Source organism: Polaromonas sp. YR568 (assembly GCF_943371715.1).
Classification (GTDB): Bacteria; Pseudomonadota; Gammaproteobacteria; order Burkholderiales; family Burkholderiaceae_C; genus Polaromonas.
Window position 1 is genome coordinate 24,742 of record NZ_CALRVW010000036.1, and the last position, 9,382, is coordinate 34,123.

Sequence of the window (9,382 nt, forward strand, 5' to 3'; positions counted from 1 at the left end):
TACCCTTCGGCCTCAAGTTAGAACTCCAAGGATATCGGATGCTCCTGAAAGACAAAGTCGCCCTCATCACCGGGGCCGGCAATCAACGGGGAATTGGCTTTGCGGCTGCCCGCATGTACGTAAGCCAGGGCGCGCGGGTCGCGTTGGTTGATCTCGACGAGACGACCGTACGTACAGCCGCAGCTGAATTGGGCGAACGGGCTGTGGGCATCGCGGCCGACGTCCGATCGCTCGAAGCATGCGCTTCCGCGGTCGATCAGGTTTGCGCGCGCTGGGGCGGCATGCAGATCCTGCTGAACTGCGCGGGTGTGGTGCAGTCGCGGCGAACTTCGGAAATCACCCGGGAAGACTATGACTTCGTGCTGGACGTGAACCTCCGTGGCACGCTGCTGATGTCGCAAGCGGCGATTCCTGTTCTGCCACCCGGTGGCTCCATCATCTGCATTGCCTCAATCGCCGGACAGCGCGGCGCCGGGCTGATGGGGGGGCCGCACTACGCCGCGTCAAAAGGCGCGGTTCTCGCGTTGATGAAGTCGATGGCCCGCGAGTTGGGGCCCGTGGATGTGCGCGTGAACGCGGTCAACCCCGGGGTCATTTCGACCTCAATGAATGCCAACGCGTTTGACGAAGCGACCACGAGCCGAATCATGGGATCAATCCCGCTCGGACGCTTCGGAAAGCCTGACGATGTCGCTGGGGCTTGCCTGTTCCTGGCCTCCGAACTGTCGCGCTACATCACGGGCGCCTCGCTTGACGTCAACGGCGGCATGCACATCTACTGAAGCCGAACAATTTCCCAGTCCGTCCCCACTCCTGAAAAAGTACCACCATGGCCGCTCATACCCCCCACCACAAAGCAGAGAAGCCACTGCTTCCAGATGACTCGCGTTACGTGAACGTCGACAGCCTGCCCTGGAAGTCCACGCCGACCGCTGGCATCGACATGAAAATTCTTCTTGTCGACGAAGATACAGGCCTGATGACCGCGCTGTTTCGCTGGGAGCCAGGCACGGTGCTGCCACGCCATGAGCACGTCGAAATCGAGCAGACCTATGTCCTGGCAGGCAGCATCGTTGATGACGAGGGCGAAGTTACGGTCGGCAACTACGTCTGGCGTCCGAAGGGCAACCGCCACATTGCCCGATCTCCGAACGGCGCCCTGGTGCTGTCGATGTTCCTGAAGCCCAACAAGTTCCTGGACGGCGAACTGGCCGGCGCTGAACTGAAGTAGCAGTGCGGCCTTTTGATCATGAAGAACGCCAACCGCAACATTCCTCACATTCTTGAGGGCCGTCTTGCCTTCGTCACCGGTGCAGGGCAAGGAAACGGTCGTGAGATCGCACTAGGCCTTGCGCAAGCCGGTGCGCGGGTCATCGTCACCGATGTGAACGAAGCTGCTGTTGCGGGGACGGCAGACGCCATCCGCGGCAGCGGCGGCACCGCCTGGGCGTTCGCGCTGGACGTCACGCAGCCGCAGACGTGTCAGGCTCTGGCTGAGCGCATCGGCGCCGAGATCGGGCAGGTTGACCTGCTGGTGAACAACGCAGGCATCATCATCCGAGAGGGGAGTGACAGTCCGAACGCGGCGCGAAACTGGCAACGAACGCTGGACGTGAACGTCAATGGCACGTTCAATGTCACGCAGTCCTTTCTGGGGTCGCTTCGCGCCACGCGGGGCACCATCCTCAACATCGCCTCGATTGCATCTTTTGCCGGGCAAGGCGGCACACTTGGATACGCCCCATCCAAGGGCGCTATCAAGATGTACACGCAGTCCCTCGCTGCGGAACTCGCCAAGGACGGCGTGAGAGTCAACGCGCTAGCGCCTGGTCTGATCGAGACGCCGATGAACGCAGCCTCGCGAGATGACCCTGACTGGCTGGAAAAGTATCTGGCCCGCATTCCCATGGGTCGGGCAGGCAAGCCTGCGGACCTGATCGGCCCCGTGGTGTTCCTGTCATCACCGATGTCCGACTACATCACCGGCGTGACTCTTGTCGTCGATGGCGGATTACTTGCAATCTAGAGCCGGGAATGGGCTGCGGATCCGGCTTTGCCGGCCCGCAGGCGCAGCGGCCCCCTCGGGGGGGCAGGGAGTTACACGAAGTGAACGACAGTGGGGGCCACTACCTGACCGGCAGGAACTGCAGAAAGGAAGCCCCCGCCAGACTCTGCACATAGGTGATCACGGCGCGGCGGTATTTCTCGGTCAGGACTTCGGAGAGCAGGTCGAGCCGGCCAATCACCTTGCCGAACTCGCGTTCGAAACTGAGGTTGCGCTCGCGCTCGGAGATCTCGTCGGCCAGCAGCAGGGGCTGGCCGGCCGGGGTGCGGCGCGAGCCCAGCAGCCAGACGGCCGACTCGATGTTGCGTGCGGCGTTGTAGATGTACTGCGCATCGAGGCTGTCGACCAGGTAAAAGTCGGTTTTGCCGTTGTGCGCCACGATCAGCATGTCGGCGCTGGCATAGACAAAAGCGGCGACGCGGTCGCCCCGGAAGTCGGGGCTCAGGGCCAGCGACAGGGCGGCGATGTCGCGTTTGCCCTGCAGCTCCGGCCAGGGTGTGCGGCTGTCGACGGCGCTGCGCACACGCTGCACCGCCGCCTCGCGGCTGCTGCTGCCGGTCTTGCGCCACTCGGCGGGGTTGCGCCGGTACAGCTTGTCGAGCAGGCGGTACAGGCTGTCGAGGTTGTCGCGCATGCCCAGGGTGGCCATGCGGTTCACGTCCGATTGCGCCAGCTCGCCCGAGGCCAGCGGCGCCACCCGCGTTTCGCCGCGCTGGGTCGGGGCCGTCTGCAGGCAGCCGCCCAGCAGCAGCAAGGCCGGCAGACAGAACAGGGACAACAGGGAAAGCCGCCAGGGCCGGCGCGGGAAGGGCATGCGCCGATTATCCCGGACCGGTCAGCCGCCGGCCGGCAACAGGCCGCGCGACTGCAGCACCCGGTGGTCCACCATGAGGCAGTGGTCCTGCACCACCAGCAGGCCCGCCGCTTCGGCCTGGGCGGCGGCGGCCGGGTGGCGGATGCCGAGCTGCATCCAGACGGCCTGGGCGCCAATGGCGATCGCCTCGGCGACGATGGGCGGAATGTCCTCGCTGTTGCGAAAGCAGTTCACCAGGTCGATGTGTTCGTGCTGCGCCGCTTCCGTCAGGCTGGCATAGGCTTTTTCACCGAGTACCTCGCTGGCATTCGGGTTGACCGGGATGATGCGGTAACCTTGGCCCTGCATGTAGCGCGCCACGTCGAAGCTGGCGCGATGCGGTTTGGGCGACAGGCCCACCACCGCAATCGTGCGGCAATGGGTGAGGATGTAGGGCAGACGGTCGGCCGGCGGGAGAGTGGTCACGCCGGGGTTCATGCCTTGTACTTGATCGAGCAACCGTAGGCACGGCTGCTTGCCACGCTGAGGGGCTTGCCGGCCAGCGCTTCGTTCAGGCCCTGGCGCACATAGTTGGTGGCGGTCCGGATGTCGTCCACACGGGCGGAGGGCACGCTGTCGATGGCTCCGGCATACACCAGCTGGCCTTGCGGGCTGATGATGTACATGTGGGGCGTGGTCCGGGCGCTGTAGAGCTGGCCGATGCTGCCGGACTCGTCCATCAGGGTGGCGCTGGCCGCCGCCTGTTTGCTGCGCATCCAGCCGGCAAGCTGGGCGGGCGCCAGGTAGTCGCCGCTGCCGGTTTCGGTCGAGTTGATGGCCAGCCAGACCACCCCTTTGCCCACCGCTTCTTTCTGCAGGCCCTGCATGTTGCCGCTGTAGTGTTTTTGCACAAACGGGCAGCCGGGGTTGGTCCATTCAAGCACCACCAGTTTGCCCTTGTAGTCGCTGAGTCTATGGGTCTTTCCGGCGGTATCCAGCGCAGAAAAGTCCGGTGCGGCCTGGCCGACGGCCACGGCCGCGTGGGCGGCCTGCGTGAAGGTCGCTGCCCACGGGGCGGTGAGCAGGGCGCCGGAAAAGATGCGGCGATTGATGGTGCGATTGATGGGGCGATTCAACATGGCTGGATCTCCTTCAGAAAAATGAGGGGAGGGACAGGTTTCTACAGCTTGGCCAGTTCGGCCCGCACATCGGCGACCGACAGGATTTCCGACAGCACCACCGGCGCGCGGCCGGGTTTGTAGATCACATACACCGGCACGCCGTTGCGGCCCAGTTGCGCGAGCGCGGCGGTCACGGCCGGGTCGCGGCGCGTCCAGTCGGCGCGCAGCAGGGCGACGTTTTTGGCATCCATGTCGGCCAGCACGTCGGCATCGGCCAGCGTGGTTTTCTTGTTGTATTGGCAGGTCACGCACCATGCGGCGGTGAAATCGACAAACACGTTCTGCCCCTGGGCCGCGAGCTGGTCCACCCGGCCCGGCGCCCAGGCCTGCCAGCGGCCCGAGCTTGCCGCGGCGACGCTGGAAGTCTCCAGTGGCTTGATGACATTTTGGCCTACAGCCCAGACCCCGAAAGCGCCAAGCGCTATCGAAAGCGTAGCAGCCACTGTCCGGGTCCGGCCGCGCAGCGTCAGCGACCAGAGCACCAGCGCCATCAGCACAAGCAGCGCCAGCAGGGCGCCGGCGCCATCGATGCCGCTTTGCTGGCCCAGTACCCAGACCAGCCAGGCCACGGTGGCAAACATCGGAAACGCCATCAGCTGCTTGAAGGTCACCATCCAGGCGCCCGGGCGCGGCAGGGCGCGCGCCACCGCCGGCACCGCGCTGGCGGCCAGGTAAGGCAGGGCCATGCCCAGGCCGATGGCCGCAAACACCGCCAGCGCCTGCCAGGCCGGCAGGCCCACGGCGTAACCGAGCGACGCCCCCATGAACGGCGCGGTGCAGGGCGAGGCAATCGCGGTGGCCAGCACGCCGGTCAGAAAGGCATTGAGCGTCGGGTTTTTGGCCTGCAGGCCGGCGACCTGGCCCGGCACGAAGCTTCCGAATTCGAACAGGCCCGCGAGATTCAGGCCGATCAGCGTGAACAGCACGGCCAGGCCGGCCACCACGGCCGGGCTCTGCAGCTGGAAACCCCAGCCGAGCTGCTCGCCGGTGGCACGCAGGCCCAGCAGCAGGGCGCCCAGCGCCAGGAAGGACAGCACCACGCCGGCCGTGTAGGCCAGGCCGCCGGTCAGGCGCGCCGCGCGGTTTTTCTCCTTGGCGAAACTCATCACCTTGATGGCCAGCACCGGAAACACGCAGGGCATGAGGTTCAAAATCAGCCCGCCCAGCAGCGCCCCCAGCAGGGCGGCGACCAGCGTGAGCGGCGGCGCGCTGTTGCCGGTCGGTTTGGCGCCCAGCGCCGCATTGGCCTGGAGTGCGGCTTCCAGCGCCGGCGACACCGTGGCCGCGGCTGCAACGGCCGGCCACTCGCCCTGGACCGGCAGCTCGATGCGGTAGGCGGTCTGGTCCAGCGCCACCACCACCGGCATCACGCGTGGGCTTTCGCTGCGCTGGCTGGAGAGCGGCAACTGCGCGGTCCACCGCGGGCCCTGCCATTTCTGCTGCCAGGCGCCGGCCGGCTCGATCACGCTGCCGGTTTCGGGGAAGAAGTCCAGGGTTTTGCCCTGCAGGCGCGCGGGCAGCCCCGCAAGCGTCACCTGGATGGCTTGGGCGCCGACCTGCACTGCGCTGCCGGCCGCGGCCAGCGGCTGCGGGCTGGCGGCAAAGGCGGCGGCGAACAGGCCGCTGCTGCTGCCGGTCGAACTCCGGACCGGGATCTGCAGGGAAAAATCACCTTCCTGCGGAATACATTCCTTCTTGCAGACCAGCCAGCTGGCCTTGAGCCGGATGTCGAGGTTGGCGGCGTTGAAGCCGGGCGCCACGGTCAGCGGCACCGGCAGCAGCACGGTGCCTTCGTAGCCATAGTTGGCCAAAGTGCCAATCGGTATCTTTTTCGGCGTGGGCCAGGCGATCTCGCCAGCCGTGACACCGGCCGGCAGCGTCCATTCGAGCTGGGTCGGCAGGCCGGAATCACCGGAGTTTTTCCAGTAGGTGTGCCACTCGGGGATGTGCGCCAGCTGCAGTCCCACCCAGACCGGTTTTCCCGGCTCCACGCCATCGGGCGCCCAGGCCAGCAGTTCGGCGCGCACCTGGTCGGTGCTGACCACGGCATTCGTGGCGGGCTTGTTCGTGAAGTTGATTTGGGCGGTAGCGCCCGTCGAGAAAGCGCAGGCAGCTATCAAAAACAGAGCGAACGCGAAGCGGGGAAAAATCATGGTCATGGTGTGAGCGGCACGCTGGCCTTTAGTTCCGGGGGCGGTACCCGCGCACGGGTCCCTATTGTCGTCCGGCCGGGTCCTGGGGCGGGCCGGGCGGCGCAAACACCGCCGGCAGCTTTTTGGGTGCGCGGATGCGCAACTGCTTGTTGACGTTCTCCCGGCCGAAGACCACCTCGATGTCGCTGACCGCCACGCCGAACAGCGGCGCCAGGAAACGCAGCATGTGGTCGGTGGCCTTGCCGGCCTGCGGCGCCGCGGTCACGCTGACCTTGAGCTGGGTGCCCTTGGGTTTGCCGATCGCGTCACGGCTGGCCGAGGGTTTGCCCAGGATGTTGACCACCAGCACCTCGCCGTCCCAGGCAAAGAAAGAGTCGCCGGTGGCATTTCTCGGACGCATGGCAGAAATTCAGGTTGCAAAGCCCAACACCACACGGCGCGTGGTGGCGCTTTTCTTCTCGATTTTGGTGACCACCACCGCGCCGATCTCGGACGTGTTGGCCACATGGGTGCCGCCGCAGGGCTGGAAATCAATCAGGGCGTCTGGCCCGGCGCCGACGCGGATGGTGCGCACCTGGCCGCTGCCGCGCGGCGGCTGCACACTCATGCTTTTGACCAGCGCCGGGTTTGCGTCGAGCTCGGCGTCGCTGATGCTGCCCACGGTCACCGGGTGGGCGGCGGCCACCAGGTGGGCGATGCCGGCGCTCAGGACGTCCTTGTCCAGCGCGTCCGTCATGTTGAAGTCCAGCCGCGCATAGTCGGGCGTGATCGAGCAGCCGTTGACGAGTTGCGGCACCAGATGGCACAGCAGATGGGTGGTGGTGTGAAAACGCATGAGCCGGTGCCGGCGCGCCCAGTCCACGCGGGCGGTGACGATATCACCGGCTTTCACGCCCATGCGCAAAAGGTGGTCCTCTACAGACGCGGCCGGATCCGGCAAGGCCGGCAGGTGGCAGATGTCCGCTGTGAACTGGCCTTCTGCGTTTTTGCCCTTGCGTGTGTCGGCGATGGGAATTTCACGCCCGTCGGCCAGCACCAGCACACCGGTGTCGCCGGCCTGGCCACCGCCCAGCGGGTAAAACACCGTGCGGTCCAGCACCAGGCCCTGGCCGGTCACCGCGGTCACGGTTGCGCTGCATTCGGCCAGATAAGCGTCATCACGAAACAGGGTTTGTGTCATGGTTTGATAATACCGGCATGAACTTCCTCGCGCCTTCGCCCTTTCTCCCTGAGCCGCAGGGCGGGGCGCGTATTGTCCTGGCCACGCTCAATGCCAAATACATCCATGCTTCGCTGGGCCTGCGTTACCTGCTGGCCAACATGGACACCCACGGCGGCGCGGGCCTGCGCGCGCAGACACAGCTGCGCGAGTTTGTCATCGGCCAGCCCGAGACCCGCATGGTGGAAGAGCTGCTGGCGCTGCAGCCCGAGGTGATCGGCCTGGGCGTGTACATCTGGAACGTGGTGGAAACCACCCAGCTGGTGCGCCTGCTGAAAACCTTGCGGCCCGACATCAAGATTGTGCTGGGTGGACCCGAGGTCAGCCATGAGGTCGGGGAACAGGAGATCTGCCGCCTGGCCGACCATGTGGTGACCGGCTGGGGCGACGTGAGTTTTCCCAAGCTGTGCCGCGCGCTGCTGGACGGCCCGCAACCGTTGATGAAAGTCATCGCCGGCGAGCAGCCGCCGCTCGATGAACTGGCGCTGCCTTATAACGACTACACGGCCGAGGACCTGGCGCAGCGACTGCTGTATGTCGAGGCCTCGCGCGGCTGCCCCTTCAAATGCGAATTCTGTCTGAGCTCGCTCGACAAAACCGCCTGGGCCTTTGATCTGGACATCTTCATGACGGAGATGGAGGCGCTGTACCGCCGTGGTGCGCGCAACTTCAAGTTTGTGGACCGCACCTTCAACCTGAAAATCGACAACTCTGTGCGCATTTTGCAGTTTTTCCTGGACCGCATCGCCGAAGCACCTGATGTATTTGTGCATTTCGAAGTGGTGCCCGACAGCCTGCCGGACCGGCTGAAGGAACTGATCGCGCAGTTCCCCGACGGCGCGCTGCAGTTCGAGGTCGGCATCCAGAGTTTCAACCCCGAGGTGCAGCAGCGCATCTCGCGCAAGCAGGACAACGGCAAGACCGCCGACAACCTGCGCTGGCTGGTCACGCAAAGCCGCGCCCATGTGCATGCCGACCTGATTTTCGGCCTGCCCGGCGAGACGCTGGCCAGTTTTGCGGAGGGCTTTGACCGCCTGCACGCCCTCGCGCCGCACGAGATCCAGTTCGGCGTGCTCAAGCGCCTGCGCGGCACCCCCATCACGCGGCACACGGCAGCGTTTGCAATGGCTTACGACCCGCACACGCCCTACACCATCCTGCAGAACTCGACGGTGGATTTTGCGACCATGCAGCGCATCAAGCGTTTTGCGCGTTACTGGGAGATGGTCGCCAACTCGGGCCGGTTTGCCCTGAGTCTCGATCTGCTGCTGACGCCCGGCTCGGCCTTCGGACATTTCCTGGCCTTCAGCGACTGGCTCTGGCAGACCACGGGCAAGACACATGAGTTCGCGCTGGAGAAACTGGTGGACCTGCTGTTTGCGCATTTGACGCAAGTGCGTTTGCTCGACCCGCAGCGGGTGTGCACTGCGCTGCTGGCGGATTACCAGGCCAGCGGCGCGCGCGGACGGCCGCAATGTCTGGCGGAGCTGCTGGCCGGGCAGCAGAAATCGTCCATGGCGGTGGCTGAGAAAAACGGTGCGCAGCGGCAGGGGCGGCATCTGAGTCAGCAGCAGAATTTGCGGGTGGAGATTCAGAAGGCTGCGGCGGCGGCTTAGTTTTGAATTTTGAACCGTCAGGGCTGGGCTTGTTGAAACCTTCTTCGCTTCGACGGTTCGTGATCTGCCAACAAGCCGGGGGTAGCCCGGCGGCTACTCACTTTCTTTTGTCTCGCCAAAAGAAAGTAAGCAAAGAAAAGGCGACCCTGCTGTCTGCGACCCCCTTCGCTGTCGCTACGGGGGCAACCTGCGGTGCTCGGTCCAGCCGGGGCCGGGCTCGAACTCGCTACGCTCAGACAATCGCCCGTCCTTATCCGTCTGGCCCTGCGCTCCTCGGCGCAGCCAGAAGGGAGGAGGGATCGGGATCGGATTCAGATTCGGGTTCGCAATCGGGCTCCGGCGAGGACGCGCAAAG

Annotated in this window: 10 protein-coding genes; 4 read left to right on the forward strand and 6 right to left on the reverse strand. The window is 65.3% G+C overall.

Annotated elements, in window-relative coordinates; translation table 11 throughout:
• The first annotated feature begins 38 nt into the window (after nucleotides 1-38).
• The 3 genes from AAG813_RS18515 to AAG813_RS18525 are packed head-to-tail and all read left to right on the forward strand — an operon-like array spanning nucleotide 39 to nucleotide 2,026.
• On the forward strand, nucleotides 39-782 hold the full coding sequence (locus tag AAG813_RS18515; protein ID WP_341917431.1) for an SDR family oxidoreductase: 744 nt from the start codon (nucleotides 39-41) through the stop codon (nucleotides 780-782).
• Nucleotides 783-829: 47 nt separating this feature from the next.
• A complete protein-coding gene (locus AAG813_RS18520) occupies nucleotides 830-1,231 on the forward strand; it encodes a cupin domain-containing protein (protein WP_341917433.1) in 402 nt (133 codons plus the stop codon).
• An 18-nt stretch (nucleotides 1,232-1,249) separates the two neighbouring features.
• Entirely contained in the window at nucleotides 1,250-2,026 is a 777-nt protein-coding gene (locus AAG813_RS18525) for a glucose 1-dehydrogenase (RefSeq protein WP_341917436.1), read from the forward strand.
• A 100-nt stretch (nucleotides 2,027-2,126) separates the two neighbouring features.
• Here the strand turns inward: AAG813_RS18525 and AAG813_RS18530 are convergent, their stop codons facing one another.
• The 6 genes from AAG813_RS18530 to AAG813_RS18555 form a co-directional block, all read right to left on the reverse strand.
• The gene (locus AAG813_RS18530) at nucleotides 2,127-2,879 is read right to left on the reverse strand and encodes a hypothetical protein (protein ID WP_341917438.1); all 753 of its coding nucleotides are present in this window, start codon (nucleotides 2,877-2,879) and stop codon (nucleotides 2,127-2,129) included.
• A 21-nt stretch (nucleotides 2,880-2,900) separates the two neighbouring features.
• Nucleotides 2,901-3,344 (reverse strand): CoA-binding protein, encoded by a 444-nt coding sequence (locus AAG813_RS18535; RefSeq protein ID WP_341917440.1) that lies wholly within the window; start codon nucleotides 3,342-3,344, stop codon nucleotides 2,901-2,903.
• Nucleotides 3,345-3,352: 8 nt separating this feature from the next.
• Entirely contained in the window at nucleotides 3,353-3,997 is a 645-nt protein-coding gene (locus AAG813_RS18540) for a thioredoxin family protein (protein WP_341917441.1), read from the reverse strand.
• A 41-nt stretch (nucleotides 3,998-4,038) separates the two neighbouring features.
• Nucleotides 4,039-6,192 (reverse strand): thioredoxin family protein, encoded by a 2,154-nt coding sequence (locus AAG813_RS18545; RefSeq protein ID WP_341917446.1) that lies wholly within the window; start codon nucleotides 6,190-6,192, stop codon nucleotides 4,039-4,041.
• A gap of 61 nt (nucleotides 6,193-6,253) precedes the next feature.
• Nucleotides 6,254-6,592, reverse strand: coding sequence for a DUF167 family protein (locus AAG813_RS18550; RefSeq protein ID WP_341917443.1), 339 nt, complete (start codon nucleotides 6,590-6,592; stop codon nucleotides 6,254-6,256).
• Between the two features lie 9 nt (nucleotides 6,593-6,601).
• Entirely contained in the window at nucleotides 6,602-7,372 is a 771-nt protein-coding gene (locus AAG813_RS18555; protein ID WP_341917444.1) for an alanyl-tRNA editing protein, read from the reverse strand.
• Between the two features lie 17 nt (nucleotides 7,373-7,389).
• Between AAG813_RS18555 and AAG813_RS18560 the strand changes: the two genes are divergently transcribed.
• Nucleotides 7,390-9,027 (forward strand): DUF4080 domain-containing protein, encoded by a 1,638-nt coding sequence (locus AAG813_RS18560; RefSeq protein ID WP_341917445.1) that lies wholly within the window; start codon nucleotides 7,390-7,392, stop codon nucleotides 9,025-9,027.
• Nucleotides 9,028-9,382: the final 355 nt, after the last annotated feature.